This is a genomic window from Aquimarina sp. AU58 (genome assembly GCF_900312745.1).
GTDB classification, from domain to species: Bacteria; Bacteroidota; Bacteroidia; order Flavobacteriales; family Flavobacteriaceae; genus Aquimarina; species Aquimarina spinulae.
This window is the reverse complement of record NZ_OMPD01000014.1, coordinates 335404-360853: the sequence shown is the minus strand read 5'-3', so window position 1 is coordinate 360853 and position 25450 is coordinate 335404. Positions and strand designations below refer to the sequence as shown.

At 32.7% G+C, this 25450-nt stretch carries 27 protein-coding genes; 17 read left to right on the top strand and 10 right to left on the bottom strand.

What is annotated here, in order from left to right; all coding sequences use genetic code 11:
• Positions 1 to 214 precede the first annotated feature (214 nt).
• The 10 genes from DK441_RS13285 to DK441_RS13240 all read left to right on the top strand — a co-directional run bounded on the left by DK441_RS13285 (position 215) and on the right by DK441_RS13240 (position 7103).
• Positions 215 to 772: a TetR/AcrR family transcriptional regulator gene (locus DK441_RS13285; RefSeq protein ID WP_109851160.1), complete on the top strand. Its 558-nt coding sequence runs from the start codon at positions 215 to 217 to the stop codon at positions 770 to 772.
• An 80-nt stretch (positions 773 to 852) separates the two neighbouring features.
• The gene (locus DK441_RS13280; RefSeq protein ID WP_109851159.1) at positions 853 to 1299 is read left to right on the top strand and encodes a GNAT family N-acetyltransferase; all 447 of its coding nucleotides are present in this window, start codon (positions 853 to 855) and stop codon (positions 1297 to 1299) included.
• Positions 1300 to 1319: 20 nt separating this feature from the next.
• Positions 1320 to 2090: a hypothetical protein gene (locus DK441_RS13275; RefSeq protein ID WP_109851158.1), complete on the top strand. Its 771-nt coding sequence runs from the start codon at positions 1320 to 1322 to the stop codon at positions 2088 to 2090.
• Positions 2091 to 2127: 37 nt separating this feature from the next.
• Positions 2128 to 2712 (top strand): Crp/Fnr family transcriptional regulator, encoded by a 585-nt coding sequence (locus DK441_RS13270; RefSeq protein WP_106792921.1) that lies wholly within the window; start codon positions 2128 to 2130, stop codon positions 2710 to 2712.
• 87 nt (positions 2713 to 2799) lie between these two features.
• Entirely contained in the window at positions 2800 to 3663 is an 864-nt protein-coding gene (locus tag DK441_RS13265; protein ID WP_109851157.1) for an MBL fold metallo-hydrolase, read from the top strand.
• Between the two features lie 131 nt (positions 3664 to 3794).
• A complete protein-coding gene (locus DK441_RS13260; RefSeq protein WP_109853514.1) occupies positions 3795 to 4232 on the top strand; it encodes a GNAT family N-acetyltransferase in 438 nt (145 codons plus the stop codon).
• Between the two features lie 176 nt (positions 4233 to 4408).
• Positions 4409 to 5158: a molybdate ABC transporter substrate-binding protein gene (gene modA, locus DK441_RS13255; RefSeq protein ID WP_109853513.1), complete on the top strand. Its 750-nt coding sequence runs from the start codon at positions 4409 to 4411 to the stop codon at positions 5156 to 5158.
• A 3-nt stretch (positions 5159 to 5161) separates the two neighbouring features.
• Positions 5162 to 5560: a molybdopterin-binding protein gene (locus tag DK441_RS13250; RefSeq protein WP_109851156.1), complete on the top strand. Its 399-nt coding sequence runs from the start codon at positions 5162 to 5164 to the stop codon at positions 5558 to 5560.
• Positions 5560 to 6231: a molybdate ABC transporter permease subunit gene (modB, locus tag DK441_RS13245; protein ID WP_109851155.1), complete on the top strand. Its 672-nt coding sequence runs from the start codon at positions 5560 to 5562 to the stop codon at positions 6229 to 6231. The genes DK441_RS13250 and modB overlap by 1 nt, the downstream gene beginning before the upstream one ends.
• Positions 6228 to 7103 (top strand): ATP-binding cassette domain-containing protein, encoded by an 876-nt coding sequence (locus tag DK441_RS13240; protein WP_109851154.1) that lies wholly within the window; start codon positions 6228 to 6230, stop codon positions 7101 to 7103. The genes modB and DK441_RS13240 overlap by 4 nt, the downstream gene beginning before the upstream one ends.
• A gap of 156 nt (positions 7104 to 7259) precedes the next feature.
• Here the strand turns inward: DK441_RS13240 and DK441_RS27045 are convergent, their stop codons facing one another.
• On the bottom strand, positions 7260 to 10403 hold the full coding sequence (locus tag DK441_RS27045) for a fibronectin type III domain-containing protein (protein ID WP_160112086.1): 3144 nt from the start codon (positions 10401 to 10403) through the stop codon (positions 7260 to 7262).
• Positions 10404 to 10771: 368 nt separating this feature from the next.
• Between DK441_RS27045 and DK441_RS13230 the strand changes: the two genes are divergently transcribed.
• Together DK441_RS13230 and DK441_RS13225 are read left to right on the top strand one after the other, a co-directional pair.
• Complete coding sequence (locus tag DK441_RS13230) at positions 10772 to 11305, top strand: hypothetical protein (RefSeq protein WP_109851152.1); 534 nt, start codon at positions 10772 to 10774, stop codon at positions 11303 to 11305.
• Between the two features lie 15 nt (positions 11306 to 11320).
• Positions 11321 to 11815 (top strand): nuclear transport factor 2 family protein, encoded by a 495-nt coding sequence (locus DK441_RS13225; RefSeq protein ID WP_109851151.1) that lies wholly within the window; start codon positions 11321 to 11323, stop codon positions 11813 to 11815.
• Here DK441_RS13225 and DK441_RS13220 read toward each other — a convergent pair.
• The 6 genes from DK441_RS13220 to DK441_RS13195 all read right to left on the bottom strand — a co-directional run bounded on the left by DK441_RS13220 (position 11812) and on the right by DK441_RS13195 (position 18935).
• Positions 11812 to 12447: an HAD family hydrolase gene (locus tag DK441_RS13220; protein WP_255412332.1), complete on the bottom strand. Its 636-nt coding sequence runs from the start codon at positions 12445 to 12447 to the stop codon at positions 11812 to 11814. The genes DK441_RS13225 and DK441_RS13220 overlap by 4 nt on opposite strands.
• A 35-nt stretch (positions 12448 to 12482) precedes the next feature.
• Entirely contained in the window at positions 12483 to 14888 is a 2406-nt protein-coding gene (locus DK441_RS13215; RefSeq protein WP_109851149.1) for a TonB-dependent receptor, read from the bottom strand.
• Between the two features lie 4 nt (positions 14889 to 14892).
• The gene (gene recO / locus DK441_RS13210) at positions 14893 to 15612 is read right to left on the bottom strand and encodes a DNA repair protein RecO (protein WP_109851148.1); all 720 of its coding nucleotides are present in this window, start codon (positions 15610 to 15612) and stop codon (positions 14893 to 14895) included.
• A gap of 30 nt (positions 15613 to 15642) precedes the next feature.
• Complete coding sequence (locus DK441_RS13205; protein WP_109851147.1) at positions 15643 to 16170, bottom strand: DUF4136 domain-containing protein; 528 nt, start codon at positions 16168 to 16170, stop codon at positions 15643 to 15645.
• Between the two features lie 178 nt (positions 16171 to 16348).
• A complete protein-coding gene (gdhA, locus tag DK441_RS13200) occupies positions 16349 to 17692 on the bottom strand; it encodes an NADP-specific glutamate dehydrogenase (RefSeq protein WP_109851146.1) in 1344 nt (447 codons plus the stop codon).
• A 103-nt stretch (positions 17693 to 17795) separates the two neighbouring features.
• The gene (locus tag DK441_RS13195; protein ID WP_109851145.1) at positions 17796 to 18935 is read right to left on the bottom strand and encodes a cystathionine gamma-synthase; all 1140 of its coding nucleotides are present in this window, start codon (positions 18933 to 18935) and stop codon (positions 17796 to 17798) included.
• A 155-nt stretch (positions 18936 to 19090) separates the two neighbouring features.
• Between DK441_RS13195 and DK441_RS13190 the strand changes: the two genes are divergently transcribed.
• Positions 19091 to 19828: a DUF3298 and DUF4163 domain-containing protein gene (locus DK441_RS13190; protein ID WP_160112085.1), complete on the top strand. Its 738-nt coding sequence runs from the start codon at positions 19091 to 19093 to the stop codon at positions 19826 to 19828.
• Between the two features lie 55 nt (positions 19829 to 19883).
• Here DK441_RS13190 and DK441_RS13185 read toward each other — a convergent pair whose 3' ends face one another.
• Positions 19884 to 20462: a hypothetical protein gene (locus DK441_RS13185; RefSeq protein ID WP_109851143.1), complete on the bottom strand. Its 579-nt coding sequence runs from the start codon at positions 20460 to 20462 to the stop codon at positions 19884 to 19886.
• 133 nt (positions 20463 to 20595) lie between these two features.
• Positions 20596 to 21060 (bottom strand): DinB family protein, encoded by a 465-nt coding sequence (locus tag DK441_RS13180; RefSeq protein ID WP_109851142.1) that lies wholly within the window; start codon positions 21058 to 21060, stop codon positions 20596 to 20598.
• A gap of 204 nt (positions 21061 to 21264) precedes the next feature.
• Here DK441_RS13180 and DK441_RS13175 point away from each other — a divergent pair, with 204 nt between their 5' ends.
• Positions 21265 to 21618 carry an arsenate reductase family protein gene (locus DK441_RS13175; protein WP_109851141.1) on the top strand — a complete coding sequence of 118 codons (354 nt, stop codon included), beginning with the start codon at positions 21265 to 21267 and terminating at the stop codon, positions 21616 to 21618.
• Complete coding sequence (locus tag DK441_RS13170) at positions 21611 to 22507, top strand: DMT family transporter (RefSeq protein ID WP_109851140.1); 897 nt, start codon at positions 21611 to 21613, stop codon at positions 22505 to 22507. Before DK441_RS13175 ends, DK441_RS13170 begins: the two co-directional genes overlap by 8 nt.
• A gap of 2 nt (positions 22508 to 22509) precedes the next feature.
• Here DK441_RS13170 and DK441_RS13165 read toward each other — a convergent pair whose 3' ends face one another.
• Entirely contained in the window at positions 22510 to 22986 is a 477-nt protein-coding gene (locus DK441_RS13165; protein ID WP_109851139.1) for a thioesterase family protein, read from the bottom strand.
• Positions 22987 to 23174: 188 nt separating this feature from the next.
• On the opposite strand from DK441_RS13165, the gene DK441_RS13160 reads away from it, so the two are divergent.
• Positions 23175 to 24176 carry a bestrophin family protein gene (locus DK441_RS13160; protein ID WP_109851138.1) on the top strand — a complete coding sequence of 334 codons (1002 nt, stop codon included), beginning with the start codon at positions 23175 to 23177 and terminating at the stop codon, positions 24174 to 24176.
• On the top strand, positions 24176 to 25141 hold the full coding sequence (locus tag DK441_RS13155; protein WP_109851137.1) for a YheT family hydrolase: 966 nt from the start codon (positions 24176 to 24178) through the stop codon (positions 25139 to 25141). Before DK441_RS13160 ends, DK441_RS13155 begins: the two co-directional genes overlap by 1 nt.
• Positions 25142 to 25450 lie beyond the last annotated feature (309 nt).

Here is a 25450-nt window from a genome sequence, read left to right as displayed (position 1 = left end):
GAGTCTTAAAAATTTACATCAAAGAGAATCAACCAGAAGAATTGGCAGAAATAATAATTGACAACACGGATTTTGAAAATTTGAAAATAACTAAAAATACTTCTAAAAGCGATAGAATAAAAGACTTCGACATAAAATAATATGGTTTTATATTGCAATCAAACACATATTACCGAACGTTTGGTAAAATATTTTTTATTTGTACATTTGCCCTATGAGACCACAAAAAGTAAATGATCAGGATTTGTTAGAAGGCTTAATGTCTGTTATTCGTTCTAAAGGCTATGACGGCTCTAGTCTTAATGAACTTGCTAGTTCATCAGGTCTACGGAAAGCAAGTTTATATCATCGTTTCCCCAATGGAAAAAAAGAAATTACCTCTGTCGTTCTGGATTATGTAGAAAAATGGGTGGCCGATAATATTCTTTCTTTTTTGTCTGATACTAATATTCTGCCATCCGAAAGACTTGAAAAAGCACTTATAAACATAGATAATCTTTATGGAGGAGGCCAAAAGACATGTATTTTAAGGGCTTTAACAATGGACTCGAATCTCGAATTATTTGGAGAACAATTAAGTCAAATTATGAGTCAATGGATTACAGGTTTTAATACTTTAGGAATTGCATTTGGTTTATCAGAAAGCGATGCAAAGAGTAAAGCAGAGCAAACCTTAATTTTAATACAAGGAAGTCTAATTGTATCTAAAGCTTTGTCGGATCTCTCTCCTTTTCAAAAAACTCTGGCATCTATAAAAGCGATGTATAATTAGTATAAAACTATGCCTCTTAACACAGAAAAACACATAAGATAAAATTCAACATTTAACGATTGTTATTCAACAACTCGAATATGCGCAACAAAGAAGTAGAAATAAGAAGAGCTAAAGATTCTGATTTTTTATCTATTCATCATTTTATCGAAATATTAGAAAATCAAACCTTCGAAAAAGAAAAGCAAGAACAGATTTTTTTCGAAAACATAAAGAATCACCATAACATATATCTTATAGCTATAGTTGAAAATGAAATTGTCGGCTTTTTAAGTTGTCATGTTCAAAATCTACTTCACCATAATGGATTGATTGGCGAAATTCAGGAAATGTTTGTAACAGGTAGTTGTCGTGGTTTAGGAATCGGACAAAAACTAATAGATCAACTCAAAAGTATAGCCAAAGAAAAGGAAATAATTCAACTTGAAGTTACCTCAAATATTAAAAGAGAAAACGCTCATAGCTTTTATGAAAATCAAGACTTTGTAAATACTCATAAGAAATTTGTTTGTAAATTCAACAAATAAAAATATAAGTATTCACGATCATGAAAAAGATATTCTTCCTGATATTAATCTCGCTTTTATGTTTTAAAATGCATAGTCAGGTAAAGACTATTCATGTATATGTAGCTTTATGTGATAATGAGAATCAAGGAATTGTTCCTGTTCCAGCAAAATTGGGGAACGGAAAAGATCCAAAACATAATTTATATTGGGGTGCTGGTTATGGAGTAAAATCTTTCTTTAAGTTTAAAGCAAAGGACTGGAAATTAGTAAAAGATTTTGAAATGGATAATCCGGTACTACTGGATCGAGTTTTATTTAAACATAGTACCAAAAAGGTTTATTTATTAGCTGATGCATACGATGGTGCAAAAATCCAAACCTGTATTGAAGATTTTCTACTGGCCTCTAATTCTCAAAACCCTATTTCGATCGAAGTAAACTCAGAAACATTAAAATTTGGTGGAGATTCTGATTTACTCGCATATATCGGTCACGATGGCTTAATGGAATTTAACGTAGATATTTCATACAAGAAAGAGGTTATTAAAAAAAAGGAGGTTATAGTTTTGGCATGTTATAGTCAAAATTATTTTTCAAAAGAAATAGAACACGCAAAAGCAAACCCCATTTTATGGACTACACATTTAATGGCACCCGAGGCATATACACTGAAGTCAGCAATCGATGGTTGGATTAAAAATGAGACAGGAAAACAAATTGAAGAAAGAGCGGCTCAAACGTATCATGCGTATCAAAAATGTGGTATAAAAGGAGCCAGAAATCTCTTTACCACAGGGTTTAAAAAATAATTTATTTAAGATATTACCTGTAAACGAGAAATAGAAAATGCCATACACTCTTCTTAAGGAAAATATAGATAAACACATTCAATTTTCTGATTCAGAATTTGAGACCTATAGTCATTTCTTTTATCCAAAGACTATTTCTAAAAAAGATTTTTTACTTAGACAAGGTGATGTATGTCGATTTGAAGGTTTTGTAACCAAAGGTTGTTTTCGTGTATACACGATAGATAATGATGGAAATGAAAATGTTTTATATTTTGCTGTCGAAGATTGGTGGGTGACCGACATAGATAGTTTTACAAATCAAGCTCCTGCTCTATTATCAATTCAAGCCCTTGAAGACAGTGAAGTTTTATTGATCAATAAAAAAGACAAAGAACTACTGTATCAGCAAATGCCTAAAGTGGAAAAGCTATTTCGTATTATGTCACAAAAAACCTTGGTTTCTTTACAAAGAAGGTTGATACGAAATCATTGTTATACAGCAGATGAGCGTTATCTACATTTTATTAAAACCTATCCAAAAATAGCACAAAAACTTACCAATTTACAGATTGCAGCTTACTTAGGAATCTCACATGAATTTGTAAGTAAAATTCGAAAAAAGATCGCTTCAAAAAAATAATCAAGATACTCATAGTTATTGAACTAGTTCAATGTTTTTGAAAACTGATGTATGCAACTTTGTACCATCATTTAAAAGAACATTAAAATGAACAAAATCAATTTTTTAATAACAATACTATTAATTTCAATAACAATGAGTAGTACAGCACAAAACCTAGAATACAAAGTGTATCGGGCAGACGAAAACAGTTTTCACATCGCTTCTGTTTTAATTTATGGAGAAAAAGACGCAGTTCTTATTGATGCGCAATTCACACTTTCTGATGCACATAACGTAGTTGCAGAAATCCTAAAAAGTGGTAAAAATCTTACAACTATCTATATAAGTCATGGGGATCCTGATTATTATTTTGGGTTAGAAGTATTTAAAAACTCTTTCCCAGATGTAACCATTTATGCCAACAAGTATACGCTATCCCACATCAAAAAAACATATGAAAAAAAATTACAGATTTGGGGTCCAAAACTAGGAAACAATGGAACGAAAAAAGTTGTTTTTCCAGAAATATTAGAGAGAAATACGATAGATCTCGAAGGTCAATCTATAGAAATAAAAGGTCTTAATGGCCCTACTCCAGAAAGGGCATTTGTCTGGATTCCATCTCTAAAAGCAATTGTAGGAGGTGTAAATGTATATGACAATCTACATCTATGGATAGCAGATGCGAGCACTACAGAAAAACGCGTTGCCTGGTTATCTGTTTTAGAAGAAATGGAACGCCTTAATCCAGAAGTTGTTGTCTCTGCACATGCCTTAGATAACAAAAACTTAAATCGTAATGCTATTACCTATTCTAAAAACTATTTGATTGCTTATCAGAAAGAAGAAGCAAAATCAAAAAACTCTGAAGAACTTATTGCTGCCATGCAAAAATTGTATCCAAATGCAGGTTTGGGTATAGCGCTTCAATTGGGTGCCAAAGTGGTTAAAGGTGAAATGAAATGGTAAATTTCTTTTGATAATAATACACAAATAATAGCGATTTAAGTTCACTCTTAAATCGCTTTTTCGTTTAATTTCGGTACTTTGTATCCTCAAAAGTAATGGATTCGATCATATTGCAGGTCAAAACTAAAAACATGGAAGTATCTAAGGAAAACTACAGCATCTCAACAGATAAGAACAAGTTGGATGTTTTATTGATATATAATTTTCTAACAAATGAATCAGGATGGAGTGATGGTATTTCATATGATACAGTAAAAGTATCAATAGAGAATTCTCTTAATTTTGGGATTTATTCTGAGCAGAAACAGATTGGGTATGCAAGAGTGATTTCGGATTATTCAACAATTGCTTATTTAGGAGATATTTTTATCCTCAAAGAGTATAGAAAATTAGGATTAAGTAAATGGCTAATGGAAACCATCATGGGACATTCTAATTTACAAAATTTGAGACGTTGGATTTTGTTAACAAGTACTGCCGAATGGCTATATGAAAAATACGGATTTACAAAGCTTCCAAAACCAGAAATTTATATGGAGAAATTTGATCCTAATGTGTATGCAAAATAAACTGCAACGGTCAATACTATAAAAGTTATATGAAGAAATACCATCACATCATGATTTGTGTTATAAAAATTACTTTAGATAAAAAAGTAACATAGATAGTACTCGATCTCTACACGTGATTGCTTGTTGAGTTGTTATCTTTACAGAAAAGTAATACAGGAGAACAGTTACAAAAAATGAAAAAAGCAATATTTATACTTCTTATATATTTGATAACAGCATGTCAGAAAAATCAAGAAAAAAAATTAACTATTGCTGTAGCTGCAAATATGCAATTTGCAATGAAAGAGCTATCCAAGACTTTTACAAATCAAACCGGTATTGCTTGTGATCTTATTATAAGCTCATCAGGAAAATTAACTGCGCAAATTAAAGAAGGTGCTCCTTTTGATGTATTTGTTTCTGCCGATATGAAATATCCAAAAGAATTATTTGATACAGGTTTTACTATCAAAACACCAAAAATCTACGGCTATGGAAAATTGGTTATGTGGTCAATGATTGATACTATTGATCCATCTCTAGAAGTCCTTAAAAGTGCGAAGATACACCATATCGCGCTTGCAAATCCTAAAATGGCTCCCTATGGTCTGGCTACAATAGAAGTTTTAAAAAACCATGACCTTTATGAAAATGTAAAAGATAAATTGGTATACGGAGAAAGTATCTTACAAACTAATCAGTTTATTATTTCAAAATCGGCAGAAATTGGTTTTACTTCAAAATCCGTAGTTTTATCTCAAGAAATGAGCAATAAAGGCAAATGGATTGATCTAGAAGATATAGATTACTCTGCAATTGCTCAAGGAGTTGTTATTCTTAACCAAAAGAATCAAGGGGATGCAGAAAAGTTTTATAACTTTTTATCTTCTGCAGACGCGAGAAAAATTCTCGAAAATTTTGGTTATTCAACAAAAGAAAATTGATCTATGAATGTCCTACAGGGGGAAATAATGTCTATAAAAACTAATGGTAGTTTATCATTGGTAACTGTTCATGTCGGAACTATTAATTTTAATACTATTATAATTGAAACACCCGATACAGCTTCCTATTTAAAACAAGGAAATCATATTAAAATGATTTTTAAAGAAACAGAGGTAATTGTTGGAAAAGGGGTAGAACATTCTTTAAGTATACAGAATAAAGCTATCGGAGAGATTATTAATATAAAAAAAGGAACATTATTAAGTACGTTGACTATTGATTCTACTGTTGGGCATCTAACTGCAATCATTACTTCTGATGCTGTTGATCAATTACAATTAGAAATTGGCGAAAAAATCACAGCCATGATTAAAACCACCGAAATAATGTTATCAGAATGATGGATTGGCAACCTTTAGTATTAACGTTTAAACTGGCATTAGTTACCACGCTTTTGCTATTGGTTATTTCTATCCCTCTATCCTATTGGCTTGCTCACACAAAATCTAGAGTAAAACCATTATTAGAAACTCTGGTAAGTATGCCTTTGGTTTTACCTCCAACCGTTTTAGGGTTTTATATGCTAGTGGCTTTTAGTCCTGCAAATGCTTTTGGAAGTTGGTTAAATGAATATCTTGGGATACAACTTATTTTTTCATTCAAAGGACTTATTCTTGCATCGATTATTTATAGTTTACCATTCATGGTGCACCCCATCCAAGCTGGATTTTCAAATTTACCCTCATCAATAACAGAAGCATCCTATGTCTTAGGAAAATCTAAAATCACAACTCTTTTCAAGGTATTACTTCCCAATATAAAACCATCATTACTCACAGGAGTTGTATTGGCTTTTGCTCACACCATTGGTGAATTTGGCGTTGTATTAATGATCGGTGGTAATATGCCAGGAAAAACAAAAGTGGCCTCTATTGCTATTTATGATGAGGTAGAGGCTCTTAATTATGATGTAGCAAATTGGTATTCGCTTATATTATTTGCAATTACATTTAGCATCTTATTACTGGTATACCTGGTTAATGGTGGATATTTAAAACGATTCTGGAAATGATACATATAGCTTTGCAAAAAGAATTAACAGCAGCAAATGGAGCAATGCAACTTGATATTAGCATCAATATAGAGCAAGGTCAATTAGTTACGTTATATGGAGACTCTGGAGCCGGTAAAACTTCTATACTTAGAATGATTGCCGGATTATTACAAGCAAATGAAGGACGGATTACAGTAAACCAAAACACATGGCTTGACACCAAAAATGGGATTTGTCTAAAACCCCAACAACGAAAAATTGGATTTGTGTTTCAGGATTATGCCTTGTTTCCTAATATGACTGTAAAAGAAAATCTTCTTTTTGCAGTAGAAAAAGGACAAGACAAAGAAATTGTTAATGAACTCATAGATATTATCGAATTAGGTGATCTACAAGATCGTAAACCCTTAAATCTTTCAGGGGGGCAAAAACAAAGAGTAGCCTTAGCCAGGGCATTGGTAAGAAAACCAGAGATTTTAATGTTGGATGAGCCTCTTTCTGCATTGGATATAAAAATGCGCACAAAACTGCAAGACTATATCCTTAAAGTACATAAACAATTTAATTTAACTACTATACTTATAAGCCATGAGATAGGCGAAGTCATAAAAATGTCTGATACCGTATTTAGTATTAAAAATGGAAAAATAATTAGACAAGGAAAACCTATTGAAGTATTTACTACAAAACAAATAAGTGGGAAATTTCAATTTTCGGGAGAAATAATTCAAATTGAAAAAGAAGATATAATTTATATTGTTACCATTTTGATAGGGTCAAATTTTGTAAAAATAGTTGCTGAAGACGACGACATAAAAACAATAACTGTGGGAGACAAAGTAATTGTTGCTTCAAAAGCATTTAACCCTTTATTACAGAAAATAAATTAATCATAACCTTATATAATATAACTATACTACACAATACAAAGGTTGAAAAATGAATTCAAAAAAAACAGCTATAGCGACCATTTAACTATAGCTGTTTTTAAATTCTGTAGACTAACCTAAGTATAAAAGTCTATTTTTTTAGTTTTTCATCTTTCTCTATTCTTTTACAAATCGAGTAATATGCTGTGTTTTATCCGAAGTAACTTTCAAGATATATGTTCCTGTTTGCAAATGATCTATCTGTACAGAAGACTTAAAATAACCACTAGACACTATTTTTCCTAATAGATTATAAATACTATAGGTTGCTTCTTGAGAAGGATTAAAAACAATATTTAGCACACTTCCACTTATTGGATTAGGATACACACTCATCTTTTGTGGCGGAGCAACTGAATCAAATTTGTTCGCTTGTTCACTACAAGATGAAACAAGTATCCATCTTCTTGCACCACGTTCCCATAGATTACCTCTATATACTACTTGATCTCCTATATTATAACGTACTCCCGATACCCAAGTATCTACTCCTTCACAAAGACTAGCATTACATTTTCCTAGTTTTATCCATCCGTTGGCAGTTCTTTCATAAACATAACCCCTGTAAATTACTCGATCTCCAATAGCATAACTTACTCCAGATACCCATGTCTGCACGCCTTCGCAGATATCTGTTGTACTTCCTTCTTTTGTAGTAACCGATACTGTATTGCTAAACCCGGAAGTATTTCCTGCAGCATCTCTAGCCTTTACTTTAAACTCATATGTAGTATTTGCGGTCAACCCGGTAACATTATAAGAGGTACTACTAACACTAGTAATTTTTACATTTCCCTGGTAAACATCATATACTGTTACTCCAACATTATCTGTAGAAGCTCCCCATGATAAAGACAATGATGTTTCTTCAACATTTGAAGCCGATAAATTTGTTGGAACACTCGGAGCTTCGGTATCTGTAGCTTCTTTGGTAGTAACCGATACTGTATTGCTAAACCCGGAAGTATTTCCCGCAGCATCTTTGGCCTTTACTCTAAATTCATATGTAGTATTTGCGGTCAACCCGGTAACATTATAAGAGGTACTACTAACACTGGTAATTTTTACATTTCCCTGGTAAACATCATACCCTGTTACTCCAACATTATCTGTAGAAGCTACCCATGATAAAGACAATGATGTTTCCTCGACATTTGAAGCCGATAAATTTGTTGGAACACTCGGAGCTTCGGTATCTGTAGCTTCTTTAGTAGTAACCGATACTGTATTGCTAAACCCGGAAGTATTTCCCGCAGCATCTTTGGCCTTTACTCTAAATTCATATGTAGTATTTGCGGTCAACCCGGTAACATTATAAGAGGTACCACTAACACTGGTAATTTTTACATCCCCCTGATATACATCATACCCTGTTACTCCAACATTATCTGTAGAGGCTACCCATGATAAAGACAATGATGTTTCTTCAACATTTGAAGCCGATAAATTTGTTGGAACACTCGGAGCTTCGGTATCTGTAGCTTCTTTAGTAGTAACCGATACTGTATTGCTAAACCCGGAAGTATTTCCCGCAGCATCTTTAGCCTTTACTCTAAATTCATATGTAGTATTTGCGGTCAACCCGGTAACATTATAAGAGGTACCACTAACGCTGGTAATTTTTACATCTCCCTGATATACATCATACCCTGTTACTCCAACATTATCTGTAGAGGCTACCCATGATAAAGACAATGATGTTTCTTCAACATTTGAAGCCGATAAATTTGTTGGAACACTTGGGGCTTCGGTATCTGTATCACTTTCTTTAGGATACTTTCCAGAAATCGAAAACAACCCTAAAGAAGAGTAATCAGAATAACCTGTAGATAGGTTTCCTTCTCCTACTCCATCTATTTCGATATAATATTTACCACTTTGTAAAGTAGTACTTATTGATGCTTTTAAGCCTTGTGGATCAGAGAATGTAACTTCTTCTCCATTACTATTTAATAACCTTGCTTTAATATTTAAATTTGGATGGTATGGATTTGGGTCAAAAGAAAAACTCACCTCTCCTCCAGAAGTTTGAAAAGAGAATACATCTTTATCCGATGTTCTTTCAATGATTCCTTCGTTATCTGCTTTAGATACATTTCCATTAGTATCGGATACTAATTCTGTAGCATTATTTATAGTATTTCCATGATCATCTTTTTTATACCCAAAACCATTTCTAGAATTTGAAATAATTGCTAAATCATTCTCAGTATTATTGGCATTATTATATTCTCCTTTACTCCAATGACCTAATGTTTTATTAGCACTCCAACCCATAATTGGACTCCACTGCCCATGTCCCGAATAATATGTGGTTCCAGATCTTGTTCCATCGTGTCCTAATCCCAAAGTATGTCCTACCTCGTGAGACCCTGTTTCTCCGGCTGTTCTTGTTCCCAGGTTAAACACCCAACATGGATCGTCAGAATTCCAACTAAAAGAATTTAGATACGCTACTCCTCCAGACCCGGGAGCTGCATCGTTTGTAGGCGTAAATATCGCCATCATTCTTTGGTTTTTTGGAGTAGCATCAAATACATCTCTTCTGGTCGTCACGTTTATATTAAAAGGATTAAAATCATCTACCATAATCCTCCATACCGCAAGAATTTTTTCATCACTAAATCCTGCTGGTTGAGCATTAATAGTTCTACCTCCAGCCCAACGAGTTCCAGACACTACTTCTCCATCAAAATCAAGATAGATAACATGAGATGCTCCGGGAAGGCTCTCTAATTGTATTTGTGCTTTTTGTGGAATAATTACACCAGAATCATCATTAACAGCAGCTTTTTCTTGTTCGAAATCTACACATAGTATACTATGAATATTTTGATTACTCGCCAGTACTTCTCCATGATCATTGGTAGAAATTTTAAATGCTTTTTTCTGATCATAAAAGATAATCTCTCCAGATATTTTTCCGTCGTTTTTAGTAAAACTAAAAACAGGCTCTGTTGTAGCAGTAGATTTAACACTACTAATCAAAACATTACCAGTTACAAAATACCCATCTACAGTATTCTTTTTAACATTAATCTTAAGATTGTATGATTCTTTATCGGATAGTTTAATAGTAAAGTTGCTATTTCTTGACTTATTCGAAAATACTAATTCTGAGAAGCTGTTTACAGTTCCTATAACAACTTCTTTCTTATCTTGTGCAAAAGAAGAAAAAGAAAGAATCAATAAAAAGACTATTATATACGTCTTTTTAAATATGCCAGAAAACATCCTCTCATTAAAGTTTAAATTTTTCATGATCATGAGGTTTAAGTAAGTGATTTGTGTTTGTGTTAGTTTAAATAAAAAAAATCATCGCAAAAGTAACTTGTGTAGTTTTTAAAATTTAGCTCTATTTAGAATTCATAAGGATCTAATTAGAATTCGTTAGGCTATTGAAGATAATTGATAATAAAAATTTACTATTCCTTTTGTATATGGATATTCTGATGTGAAAAAAGGATTAAAAAAACACTAATCCAGTAAGGTTTACGATACTCAAGAAATAAAATACATAAGAAGTCTAAACAAGTATACAAATTTTAATATCTATTCTATTTGGCGATCACTTTACTATCATTTTGACATAAATACCCTATTTTTGAGTTCTTATTAAAAAACATACAATGCGACTATTTTTCTTTTTAGGGATTACATTACTTTGTTTTGGATGTCAAAGTGAAAAAAACACCAATACACAAGGAAAAGCCCCTGTTGCTAAGCTTGATAGTCTTTCTAAAGAAAAAATTAAATTAAACCTTCTGAAACTTTCTCCGGAAGCTGAAAGAAGTCTTGAAATTTTTGAAGATTTTCAAAATCTCAGAAGTTTTATAACTATACTACGTAATGAAAATGCTTTCTACGTAAACAAACATGTTGATAGTATAGATTTGCTAGTAAGCACATTTAAAGAAAACCTTTCTGAAGATTTAAATATAAATACTATTAACTCTCGAATTAGTGTTCTATCTACTGAAATAGGTTTACTAAAACTACTTTCTGAAAAGAAAAATAAAGATTCGGATATGGTTATGGAAGCTAATACAAGGCTAATTAAAGCTTATAATAGTTTGATCATACAATTAAATGAATTGTCATTAGCAATTCCGGAAAATATTGAAAAAGAACTTTTAAGAGAACTTGAAGACCAAGAGAACTAATTAAACATTAAACGTATGCAAAAGTCAATCCTATTTTTACTACTATTCGTCTATAGTTTTTGTTTTGCACAACAAAATACTGAAATAAATACTACTCTTGAGCAATGGCACAAAGCTGCAGCCGATGCCAATTTTGAAGCGTATTTTGGCCTTATGACCGAAGATGCTATTTTTATAGGTACCGATGCTACAGAAAATTGGAATAACAGCGAATTTAAAGCCTTTGCTAAACCCTATTTTGATAAAGGAAAAGCCTGGAGTTTTTCTACTCTTGAAAGAAATATTTTTGTGCAAAAGGAAAGTGATATTGCCTGGTTTGATGAACTATTAGATACTCAAATGGGGATTTGTCGTGGTAGCGGTGTTATTCAAAAAACAGCTAATGGCTGGAAAATAAAGCATTATGTATTATCCATTGCTATCCCTAACGAAAATGTAGCCGAAATCACTAAACTTAAAGAAGGATTTGATACTGCCTTAATACAAAAACTAAGAGCTCCTAAAAATTAGATCAATGATTTTTTGAAAGCTGACAGGGTAGAAAAGCAATGTTTAGCTCCGTTTTCCAGAAGTTTTGCCTTGTTTTTATCTCCTATACCTACAAAATCAAGAGATAAATTTTGGGCCGTTTTTAAATCCCAAACACCATCTCCTATTGATACGATATGGTCAAAATTTTCTTTACCATAATACATTTTTGATCTTTCTATAGCTTCTAAAACAAAACCTTCTCTCGACTCGTGCGTTTTTGAAGTTGCCAATAGTTTTTCATCATACCAGATATCACATTGATCTAATTTGATCATTGCCGGTTTAGGTAATGCGCCTGTTGCAAAACAAAAAGGAATATTACTATCTTTAAAAAACCGAATTAATGATTTGGCACCATCAATTTCTTTTACAGGATCAAACATTCCCATTTGATCAACCAAATCGATTTCAAAATCATCTAATAGTTCTTTGGGAAAGGCTTTCTTAAAATTGCGCTCGTAGTTATATCTCAATGCATAACTATCGGTATGATGTTTATACCTATCATAATCGGTATCTATATTAGAAATCCCTAGTGCCAATAACGAGTTTGTAACCGAAATCAAATACATAGGCACACTATCTGTAAGTGTCCCATCGATATCGAATATGAATAATGTATTCTTCAGATCCCTATTCTATAATGTTAAAGCGTATATTTTACTGATAGAATAAAATTTCTTCCTGCACCAACAATACCAGAAGAATAAGGACGGTATCGTTGATCGGTAATATTTTCTATCGATAATATACCTTTTATATTTTTTGTTACTTGATATTGTGTTCTAAGGTTAAATGTATACCAGGATGGAGAATATGGATTCCCATCTTTATCTTTGGCATACAAGAAATCATTGTTTTGTTGAGAAGGAGCCAGGTCTTCATAACTAAACTCTCCATTATACACTGCAAAAGCATCAATTGTAAATTTAGGTAACATATAACTTACCTGAGTAGTCCCAAACTGAGGAGAAACGTGTCTTGAAGGAGCAGTAGTACCATCATCAGATTCTTCTTCTCCTCCAACAAAAGTATACTTAGATATTAGTTTAAAATTTTCAAAAAACCTATATTCTAATCCAGCCTCAAAGCCATATACTCTTGCATTTGCTGCATTCTGAATAGCTTGTACGTTACTTAGTTCTCCTCCAAAATCGATTTCTGTTTGCCCATTTAGGTTATAGTCTCTTCGTATTAATGCATCTTCAAGATATGTATAATACGTCGACAGATCTATAGATAAATTTTTATCAAAATTTAATTTCACTCCTATTTCACCATTATACGCATATTCAGATTTTATGTCTGGATTAGGCACTACAACAGAGCCTGGTTCTGAATCAAAAATCTTACCAACATCATCAATATTAGGTGCTCTAAAGGCTGTAGATAAATTCAATTTCCATTGTATCATATCATTAGGAAACCAACTTAATCCCGCAGTGCCCGTCAAGGCTTCGGTATCGATATTTGCTTCGGTAAATGGAAAATCAAAAAACTTGTCATCAAATTCTGAATATAAGATGATTCTATTATATCTTAATCCTCCTTGAAATCTTAGTTTCTCACTTAACTTATGCTTTATACTAAGGTATGCTGCTATCGATTGCCAAGTAGATCCATCGGGATATCTAGAGGGTGCGTCTTCAATAACATTAGTAATAGTATTACGTTCAGACCCATCAGAATACACTTGATTTAATACATACTCTAATCCATAATACAGAGTAGTCTTATCGTTAAATTTTCTTTCAAAATCCCAGTTTAATGAGTAAGCATCTACCTGTTCCTGGGTTCTTTCTAAAATATCACTACCAAAATTGCGATCATTTCTACTTTCTTCAAAATATTGATACGCTGCAGTGATTTTCATTTTATCATACAGCTTGCTTTTTGATTTATGTGATACCTGTAGGTTACCCATAAACCAGAGTTGTGGTCCATAAAACCACTCGGCAGATCTTAAATTTCCATCCCTCTTTCTAATCAAGCGATCATAACGCGGATAATCAGATGTCTCTGTATAGATAAGATTGGCATTAAAATCCCATTTCTCGTTAGGCATAAAACGAATTTTCTGCAACAAATTGATCTGATCATACCCTGTAAACACTTGTTTTTCAGGATCAGCGTTTTGTATAACAATATCTTCTCCGTTTATGGTTTCTACATATTCATTTCTCAAATAATCATCGGGACCATGACTTCCCATTTTTAAATCATCAAAATCTGTGTAGCTTACACTGGTTAAAAATGCCCACTTCTCCAATCCAATATTAAAATCAACATGTCCTGTTTTTTCATTACTGGCGCTGGCATATCTGATAAGTGCATTACCACTTAGTTTATTCTTACTGTTTACAGCAAACTTAGGTTGCGCTGTATAAAAATTCATTACTCCTCCTACTGCATCACTTCCATATACAACAGAGCCTGGTCCTAATATTACCTCTGTTCTATCAACAGTAAAAGGGTCAACCGATATTACATTTTGCACATTTCCTCCTCTAAATATTGCGGTATTCATTCTCACTCCATCTACCGTGAGCAGTAATCGATTGGTAGAAAAACCTCTAATAATGGGGCTTCCTCCTCCTAACTGACTTTTTTGAATAAAGACCTGTCCACTACTTTGTAAAAGATCTGCAGATGTTTGTGGCATAGACAATTCAATATCATTAGAAGAAATACTTACAATTTTTTGTGTAATTTCTTTTTGTTCCTGCTCCCATTTTGATACCGAAATAACGACTTCAGAAAGTTGGTTTTCATCTGGTTTTAAATATACAGAACGTGATTTTGGTATTTTAGATTTAATTATACTTATCCCTAAATGCGAGATATGAGTAAAATATAGGATTTCGGTATCAGAAAATGCAGAAATATCAGCCACTCCATCAAAATCAGTTATCGCACTCTTAGATTTAATCTTATTGTAAATAGCTACATTAGGAATAGGCTGGTTATTTACCGTACTAAGTATTGTAATTTTTTGAGCATTACAAGGCAATGCAAAAAACATAGTCAATAAAAGAAATATAAATAACCGCATTATCTTAATTAAAAATTTCGTTTAAAACTGAAAGTGATTTCGGCTTCTTAAAACCGTGCAAATGTAGTTCAAAATATACTAATAGCATAGCTAGAATATCACTTCGTGTGTTCTTCGATAGTTTAATATCCATACTTGCCTCAAATGTTGTGCCTAAAAATTGTTTAAATAATTTTACCTGATCTCCGCTTACACAATATATATTACTACTGATAGATTGAAAAACGCCTTCCTGCATATTAAAATAGTCTGATTCTGCATGAGGGGCATCTGGATAAAAGCCAAGATATTGGGTAAGCTTGGTTAAAAATGTAATATGAAAATTACCAATAGTATCATGTGTATCTAGCCACATTAAAGCGGTTTCAATATATTCGAATAGATCTGTATTCGTTTCTTCTTCTTGTATAGAGTTCTTAAGTACTTCAGAAATAAAAAACACCAATGTCCCTTTTACAAAATCTGTATGTAACGATTTATAAATTGTTTTTATTTTGGCCTCTTTAATTCTCTCTAAAGAGCCTTTATCTCTATGAAAAGCTTGTATTTCTAATAAGGTGAGTGGTTGAAATAATGATGCTCTGATTTTTCCTCGTTTAGATTTTAAAACTCCTTTTAGTAAATAAGAGCGTAACCCACTCGTTTTCGTAAACAATGAAACAATCAGGTCTGCTTCACTATATCGTAAGGAATGTATTACTATTGCTGGTGAGTTGATTATCATTATAAATCGAAAATAAATAAAAAGGTAATCTTATTCTTTATGCTTAGGCGGATATTTAACCAGGGATTTTTCAATAATTTTTTGAAAGAAATTGGTACGTGCGTCTGGCGAGGCATTAGGATAAAACCTCTTCTCGGCAATCGCCTGCCATACCAATTCATCTTTTTTTACATCGACAAAATCAATAGTAAGTTCAAGAAAAGTTTCTGGTCCGCCAATAGGAATAGATCCTCCTACACCGATACTAACACCACCGCTACCACTACCAACTCCTACTCCAATACTATTACGTGAAGGTGCTTTATTAATAATCGTCTTAAAATTCATATAAATATCCGGAGTTTCAGATTTGGTAAACCCTTTACTTTGCATAACAGTTTCTGCTACCATCAATAATCGTTTTTGGTCCAAATCATTAAGCCCAGAACTCATTTCTGGATAAAAAGCATAGGTCTTATATATTGAAAAATCCTGTTGTTCATCATAATCATAAATCGTATGTGTGACTCCACATGAGATTAATAGCACTAAAAAAAAGAAAAGACCAGCATGCTTCATAAGAACCAATTTAACTATAAAAATACATAACAAAATGATATCATCCTTACACTTGATTCATGGATAACATAATTTATAGGAAACGAAATGCATAATCGGGGTTAAATATTCTTTTAATCAACAACAAAGCCGTTTAGAGGTTTCTCTAAACGGCTTTTGCTTATAAAATAAATCTTATTTATATAACGCCTTGCGCTAGCATAGCATCGGCTACTTTTACAAAACCGGCAATATTAGCTCCCTTTACATAATCAACATATCCATTACCATCATTACCATATTCCAGACAAGCAGAATGGATATCTTCCATAATTTGTTTTAGTTTATTATCTACTTCTTCGCGAGTCCAGTTATAACGCAATGAGTTTTGCGTCATTTCTAATCCAGATGTTGCTACACCTCCTGCGTTAGAAGCTTTACCTGGGGCAAAGAAAATTTTAGCTTTATGAAAAGCTGTAATTGCTTCTGGTGTACTTGGCATATTAGCACCTTCACTAACACAAACACAACCATTAGCAATTAACGTTTGTGCATCATCTCCATTTAATTCATTTTGGGTAGCACATGGTAAGGCTATATCACATTTTACTCCCCACGGGGTTTGTCCTTTATGAAACTCTGCAGAAGGATACTTATCGGCATACTCATTGATACGTCCTCTTTTTACATTCTTAAGTTCCATTACAAAAGCTAGTTTTTCTGCATCAATTCCGTCCTTATCATAAATGTATCCAGAAGAATCTGATAACGTTACTACTTTCGCTCCCAGTTGCGTTGCTTTTTCTGCAGCGTATTGCGCAACATTTCCAGAACCAGAAACTGTTACTGTTTTTCCTTCAAAAGAATCTCCTTGGGTTTCGAGCATATTTTTTGCAAAATAAACCGTTCCATATCCAGTAGCTTCAGGACGAATTAGAGATCCTCCCCATGTAAGTCCTTTTCCAGTAAGAACACCAGTAAATTCATTACGCATTTTACGATACATCCCGAATAGGAATCCTATTTCGCGACCTCCTACTCCTATATCTCCCGCAGGAACATCTGTATCAGGGCCAATATGTCTAAAAAGCTCACTCATAAAACTATGGCAAAAACGCATAATTTCATCGTCTGATTTTCCTTTAGGATCAAAATCGGATCCTCCTTTACCACCTCCCATCGGAAGTGTAGTTAAGCTATTTTTGAAAACTTGTTCAAAAGCCAAGAATTTCAGAATACTTATGTTTACAGAAGGGTGAAAACGCAACCCTCCTTTATATGGTCCTATTGCAGAATTCATTTGAATACGGTACCCTCTATTCACATGAATTTCTCCTTTATCATCTACCCAGGGTACACGAAACATGATCGCTCTCTCTGGCTCAACCATTCTTAACAGGATGTTTTTCCCATTATAAATTTCTTTTGTAACGATGTAAGGGATTACAGTTTCGGCAACTTCTTGTACCGCTTGTAAAAACTCAGGTTCGTGTGCGTTACGAGCCCTTACCTCTTCCATGAATGCATCTATCTTTGCTTGCATATGTTAATTGAATTAATAGATTCTTATCTATAGGTTGAAATATCACGCCAAATATATGATATTCCTAAAAAAACAAGTTTATTTTTTTAATTTAATAATTAGGCTATCCAATAGCTTGTTCGAGATCTGCAATGAGATCATTAACATCTTCTATTCCGACACTTAATCTAATTAAAGAATCAACTACTCCTGTTTTCTCTCGTTCTTCTTTTGGTATTGAAGCATGTGTCATACTTGCAGGATGTCCTGCAAGGCTTTCTACTCCTCCAAGAGATTCTGCTAAAGTGAAAAATTTTAGATTCTCTACGATCTTAATTGCACTATCATAATCACTTCCTTTAGTAACAAAAGAAATCATACCTCCAAAACCATCCATCTGTGTTTTGGCAACTTCATGATTAGGGTGATCTTCAAAACCTGGCCAGTATACTTTTTCTATTTTAGGATGATTCTTCAAATATTTTGCAATGGCTTCACCATTTTCACAGTGTCGTTGCATACGTATATGTAAGGTCTTGATTCCTCTTAACACCAAAAAACTATCTTGTGGTCCACAAACAGCACCACTTGCGTTCTGAATAAAGTAAAGTCGCTCTGCCAGTTTTTCGTCTTTTACGATCAATGCTCCCATAACCACATCACTATGCCCTCCTAAATATTTGGTAGCACTATGCATTACAATATCGGCACCAAGATCCAAAGGCCTTTGCAAATATGGAGTAGCAAAAGTGTTATCTACAGCCAATAAAAGATTATGTTTTTTTGATATTGCAGCTATGGCTTTAATATCAATAATATTCATCATAGGGTTGGTAGGTGTTTCAACCCATATTAATTTCGTATTCTCATTTACATAATCTTCTACTTTATCTGCATTTTCCATCCCTATAAAGTGAAACTTAATTCCAAAATCTTCAAAGATTTTAGTAAACAAACGATACGTTCCTCCATATAAATCATTAGTAGAAACAACCTCATCACCAGGTTTCAATAATTTGATTACTGCATCTATGGCAGCAAGTCCCGATCCAAAAGCAAGTCCAAATTTTCCATTTTCGATACTGGCAAAAGAATCTTCTAATGCTTTTCTTGTTGGATTATGCGTTCTGCTATATTCAAAACCTTTATGTCCTCCCGGAGTGGTTTGAGCGTATGTAGATGTCTGATATATCGGAGGCATAACGGCACCATAAGCCGGATCGTGTTTCTGTCCTCCGTGAATTGTTTTAGTGTTAAATTTCATCTATTTATTAGTTTTTAACAAGAATAAATTAACTTGGTCGTTTTATGTTGAAAAACGGGACAAATGTATGATTTAATTCGTTCTAATCATATTTCGTCGAATACCTTTAGTAGATGATTAACACAAAAACTAACACGAAGTCAAAATTCATTCTTTTGCTACTAATTTTTTTGGGATTATATAGCTGCGACCATACAGAATCTTTCACTTTTGAAAAACAAAATTTTACTGTAGATACTCTTCTTGATTGCAAAAATGTCGATTGCGCTTCTTTAGAGATCAATTTACTAAAAACTGTTGATGACACCCCAATTGCCACTACTATTAATAAAGAAATAGAAAATGCTGCTTGTTCTATTTTGAATATTGGCGAAAACACATCAGCACCAACTCTGAAAGAAGCGATCTCTCAATTTAATAGTTCATATCAAAATATTAGTGAAGAATTCCCTGAAGAAATTATTCCTTATGAAGCTTCTATTGATTGTGAGCTTAGTTTTCGATGTCAAAGTTTACTCTCTGTCCTAATGGATTCTTATATATTTACTGGTGGTGCTCATGGAAATAGTACAGTTTCTTATCTCAATATTGACACCAAGACAGGGAAACAATTTTCGAATAAAGCATTATTTAAAAATTATGATGAGTTTGAAGATTATGCAGAAAAAATCTTTAGAACACAACATAAAATCCCAGAAGACGAATCGATTAATAGTACAGGTTTCTTTTTTGAAAATGATACTTACAGCTTACCTTCGGCTATAGGGTTTACAGACAAAGAGGTGGTACTCTATTACAATCAATATGAAATCAACTCCTATGCAGAGGGGCCTATAGAATTAAGATTGAATAAGGAAGAGGTTGTCTCGTTTTTTGCTGTTGTAATTCAATAAGAAGGAAGTTATAACATTTTACTCCTATGAATATTAGGAGTTATTCTAAATTTATTTATAACAAATTACTAAATGTAGTTTCCCTTAATTCTCCTTGATAAGAGCCTTTAATAGTAATATCATTTGAGGTAAAGATATACGTAATGGTATATATATATTCATTTTTTGATACCGTAAACTCTCCTCCAGATATCTCCAACTGATTCACCTCAATAGTTTCGCAAAAATCTCCTTCCACATGTGCATCATGAAATACAGTTCCTGTGAAACCAGAATTCGCAGAAGAATCATTAGTATATTTATAATTCCCAGGAGCAAGAATATTATCCTCACTAGAATTTAGATAAATAGTAATACCTTGATTTAAATCTGAAAGAGAAGAACAAAGGATGCCTCCATCTTCCTCGGTAATTGGTATCAAATCAATATTAAAAAGAAATATCACATATCTATCTTCTACATTATTTACAGAATTATCTTTTTGATAATGCCCAAAGGGTGTCGAATACACCTTATTATTCATTTTGAAATTAGACTCTACTGCCTCTGGGCCATATAATTTGTCATCATCAGAACTACAAGCAATACAAAAAAACAACAGTAATATTATGCTAATTTTAATTCCTTTTTCCATGATTTTATTTTTAAGTTATAGCTATCTTAGGTTTTAAGTGAAAGTTATTAAGAATATTTCTTTCATGATTAAGAAAAGTATATGTTTAACATATTTTGTGAAAAATACTATATAAATCGCATTTTTAAAAAATCTAAGACGATTGTATAGCTTTTCTAAGTGCCAAAATATATCCTAAATGAATCCCTTCGTGATAGTTATTAAAATTCATTGCATCTTCAACAGATTTTAATATAAATCCGGTACTAGTTTCGTAATCATTGTAATTTTTAAAAATATCATTACTAAGATCCTTTTCTGTTTTATCTAATGTTGTAAATAAAAGCTTCTTTATTTCTGACACTTCTTCTGCGGTAGCTGGCCGTTCTGTCTTTGTTCCTTTTCTATACAGATCTACCATTTCGTCGTCAATCATCATTGGTAATCCACTCAATTTATACACTAATAATTGTTGGGTTACCGCCACGTGTGCAATGTTCCAGATCAAATTGTTTTTAAATCCTTCAGGCACTTCATTTAATTGGTCTAAAGAATAACTATCTAACATTTTTTCTAACATTTTTCGATTGACACGAGTAATTGTTATTGGATCTTGCATGGCGTTTATATATTTAATTTTATTGTTTTTAAAAAAGTCATACTCTCACTGTAATTAGCACGAGTATAGAATGTACCAATGATCATATCATTTAGTAACAACATGATCGTTGTGATTCATTTCATAATTTTTAGCTAAAAATATGAGTTTTAATTGTGAAATGAATTTCCTTTGTGATGATTTTGACACTTAAAATAATCAACTGTGAAAAAAATATATCATTTGTCTACTTGCGATACTTGCAGACGCATTTTAAATGAGTTAAATCCATCTTCAGATTTCATTTTACAAGACATTAAAAACGAAGCCATTACCACAGAGCAAATTGAAGAAATGTATGAATTAGCTGGAAACTATGAGGCTTTATTTAGTAAAAGAGCACGGTTATACAAAGAGCGGGATCTTAAAAATCAGAATTTATCTGAAGAGGGTTATAAAAAATTAATTTTAGATCATTATACCTTTTTAAAACGACCGGTAATCATTATTGATGATAAAATCTTTGTCGGAAACAGCAAAAAAGTGGTCGAACAGGCCAGTATTGCCATTAATGGATAAAAGAACTGCTGCATTACTGGCTGCATTTGGTGCCAGTTTGATATATGGCATAAACCATACTGTGGCCAAAGGTGTTATGCCTATCTATATCAAACCATTTGGCTTTATTTTATTACGTGTAGTTGGTGCTGCACTATTATTTTGGCTTGCATCTATATGGGCGCCAAAACAAAAAATAGAACGCAATGATTGGCCAAGGGTAGTTGCTTGTACTGTATTTGGAATGGCAATCAACATGCTTATGTTTTTTAAAGGATTGCAATTATCAACACCTATCAACAGTTCTGTAATGATCACCATTTCTCCTATTTTGGTGTTTATTTTATCTGCTTTTTTTATAAAAGAAAAAATTACTATTTTAAGAACTATTGGTATTTTTCTAGGTTTTTCGGGAGCGCTGGGTCTTATCCTTTTTGGTTCCGAAATACGTCAGGATGCTCCAAACATCCCATTAGGAAATGCTTTATTTATTATCAATGCAGCTTCATATGCTATCTATTTAGTATTGGTAAAACCCTTGACAGCCAAGTATCATTCTATTACTTTAATGAAATGGTTTTTCTTACTAGGTGTTATTATTAATTTTCCGCTTACCATTTCAGAATTTAGTGAAGTAACATGGAGTTCATTACCTTATGAGGTAATCTGGAAAATGATTTTCGTTGTCGTAGCAACTACATTTCTTACCTATTTGTTAAATATATTTGCCCTAAGACATTTAAGAGCTTCTACAATTGCGGCATTCATTTATTTACAACCCCTATTAGCAATTAGTTTTGCCATGCTAATGGGTGCAGATACGCTAAATACAGTTAAAATAATATCTGCACTATTGGTTTTTTTGGGCGTATATCTGGTTACCAAACCTCCTAAAAAGATAACCTCTTAAACCTATTCTAAATCTACCGGAGTTTTAGCGAATTTTCTTGTATCCTCTTTGGTAAGTACCTTAAAATCTTCTGGTCGTTCTACAGCATCTAATAGTTGGTGTATTTCTTTGGGAAGTGCAATTAACTTTCGAGTATTTAAATCCATCCAGGCACCCATCATTTCGCATTGTGCAAAATTTCGCCCTTTATAATCATAGTATTTATGTCTAAACTCAAAAAATTTTCCATCTTCACTTAATCCCGAAATTTCTAAAGAAACTTTTACCGGTCTACCATAAAACACTTCTTTAAAGTAATAAATATGCTCATAAAATACGACAGGGCCAATATTAAACTTACCTAAAAGACGTTGATCAAAGCCCTTCTCTGTTAAAAAAGACATTCGGGTATGTGCTGCAAATTCTATATATGCTTTATTCGCCAAATGACGATTTGCATCAATATCATTCCATCTAATTTCAAAATCTTTTAAATACATATCGCTCTTTTTGAGTGGCAAAAATACAAAATAACTTATTATGCGCGCATAACAGAATGCTATTAAATTATGTATATTTGATAACACACATAAAACAAAAAATATCCAGACCGTATACTATTTTCAGGATTTTAATGAAACAGGTTTTGAAAACCTATATGGCCTTTTTACTTTAAAAAAAACTCATCATGTATATTAAACGAAATATTGGTTGGGGGCTTATCCTTCGTTATGCTTGGAAAAACATCATTTTCTTCACTATATACACTACAGTTATTTTTTCACTGTATCATTTTTTAGACTGGAAATTTATTGATATTCCTTTTCAACCTCTCACTGTAATTGGTATAGCTGTAGCATTCTATATCGGTTTTAAAAACAGTCAAAGTTATGATCGGTTTTGGGAGGCTCGTAAGATTTGGGGTGGTATCGTAAACTATTCCCGAACCTGGGCCAATCAGGTATTATGCCTGGTACATGATGATCAAAAAACTAAGGAAATTTTGATTTATAGACATATAGCCTGGATCAATGCTTTAAGAATTCAACTCAGACAACCAACTTCTTTTAGTTTAAAAGAAAACATAGCCGTTGAAAGCCTTTTTAAAAAACACGGAGAACAAAAACCTGCATGTGACGCCTCAAAAATTTTTGTATCTGATCAGGAATATCATGATTTACTAAAAAGGAAGAATCCCTCTACTCATTTAGTTAAAAATCAAGGACTTCATATTAAACAACTCCTGGATCAAGGTAAAATTACAGAGTTTGACAAGCAGCTTTTGCATAATATCCTAGAAGAACTATACAATCTTCAAGGTAAATGCGAACGTATAAAAAATACTCCCTTCCCGAGACAATATGCCTATTTTAGTACGTTGTTTACCTGGATATTTATTCTACTATTACCTTTTGGGTTACTTAATGTTTTTGAAAATAAACTAAACGTAATGACTAATGGTATAGAGCAATGGTTTGTCTTTTTAATGATACCGCTTTCTATTTTAATAAGTTGGGTTTTCTTTACTATGGAAAAAATTGGAAGCAATAGTGAAGATCCTTTTGAAGGAAGAATTAATGATGTGCCAATGACTGCATTATGTAAAACTATTGAAATTGACCTGCGTGATATGCTTGATGAAAAAAATCTTCCAGAAAAAGAACAACCAAAGGATAACATATTATACTAATGCCGTTACTTGAATCTAAGTATACCCCTCCTTTTTTATTCAGAAATGATTATATCTCTACTATATATCCTAATCTACTACGCAAAGTAAAAGGAGTATCTCAAAAAAGAGAACGTGTAGAGCTTGATGATGGAGATTTTATCGATCTTGACTGGAGTTACAGTACAATACCAAACTCAAAAAAACTCACAGTCATTATTCATGGATTAGAGGGTAATGGACAACGCCAATATATACTGGGGTTAGCAAGACACCTAAATCATAATGGCTGGGATTCTGTAGCAATAAATCTTAGAAACTGTAGTGGAGAAGTAAATCGTCTTTATAGATCCTATAATGCCGGATCCAGTGAAGATTTGGATCGTATTATTAGGCATATTCTTATGTCACATACCTATACAAATATATCGATATGCGGATTTAGTTTAGGAGGTAATATTATACTAAAATACCTGGGAGAAGGTCGTTCATTAGCCCCAGAGATAAAAACTGCTGCGGCTATTTCGGTTCCTTGTGATCTTTATGATTCGCTATCAGAAATAAATAAACCCAAAAATTATATCTATCAACAACGGTTTATTAATCACCTCAAAGCCAAGCTATATGATCGACAAGTACAATTTTCTAATATCCTAAGTATATCCGATATTAAAGCCTGTACATCTCTTATGGATATTGATGAGCTCTATACCAGTAGAGCACATGGGTATGAAAATGCAATGGATTATTATTCTAAATGTAGTTCTAAACAATTTCTGAAAAATATACAAACACCTACATTAATCCTTAATGCCAAAAATGATTCTTTCCTGGGAGATCTTTGTTATCCTTTTGATGAAGCTGAAGAAAACCCTAATTTATTTCTTGAAACCCCAGAATATGGTGGTCATGTAGGTTTTTATCTTCCGAATAAAGTATATTATAATGAATTGCGAACATTGAGTTTTTTTGATCAACCAAATTAACATAGAATAAAAGAAAGATTTTTCTTGCAACATAGTTGCATTATGAAGTTCTTAATGTTTTGTACAGCAATTTTATTCTCTTTGTCGAAAAACTTTTTTTTATTAAAAAGATTTGATGACCTTTGGTCATGATCCTTCGATTTTTTGAAGGGAATTTAACTAACTTAAACACAACTCAACATGAAACCAAATCAAAAACCTACCTCCTCCCAGTATTAGCAATAAGATTTAAAATTTTATAATCTTAGTATACTACTAGTTTTTCTCTACTTCAAAGAATATCGAGAAACGAATTAACCCTATAAAAAA